Source organism: Vibrio sp. 10N.222.49.C9 (assembly GCF_041474985.1).
Classification (GTDB): Bacteria; Pseudomonadota; Gammaproteobacteria; order Enterobacterales; family Vibrionaceae; genus Vibrio; species Vibrio crassostreae_C.
In genome coordinates this window covers 1-504 of sequence record NZ_JBFRVD010001003.1, presented here as the reverse complement: position 1 = coordinate 504, position 504 = coordinate 1, and the positions used below count along the sequence as shown (strand labels likewise).

At 46.8% G+C, this 504-nt stretch carries 1 protein-coding gene; it reads left to right on the top strand.

Annotated features, from left to right (window positions below):
* Positions 1–504: exodeoxyribonuclease III (xthA, locus tag AB4585_RS26630; RefSeq protein ID WP_372171749.1), on the top strand; the 504-nt coding region annotated here is incomplete at both ends.

The window sequence follows — 504 nt, the reverse complement described above, 5'->3', positions numbered from 1 at the left end:
AGATAAGCATCAGCCAGACGTTATCGGACTGCAGGAAATCAAGGTACATGACGAAGCCTTCCCTATCGAAGATGTCGAGGCAATGGGATACAAGGTGTATCACCATGGTCAAAAGGCCCATTACGGTGTAGCGATGCTTTGTAAGAAAGAGCCTATCTCAGTACAAAAAGGCTTTCCTACTGACAATGAAGATCATCAAAAGCGCATGATCATGGTGACAGTAGAAGACGAACAAGGCCAGCCGGTGACCATCCTTAATGGCTACTTCCCGCAGGGCGATAATATCTCCCACGAGACTAAGTACCCCTATAAGCGCCAGTTCTATAAAGATCTCATGACCTACCTAAATGATCATCACAACAGCGATGAGCAGTTAATCGTCATGGGAGACATCAATATCAGCCCTATCGATGCCGATATTGGCATTGGCGAGCCAAATCGTAAGCGCTGGCTTAAGACGGGTAAGTGCTCTTTCCAACCTGAAGAGCGTGAGTGGCTAAAAAC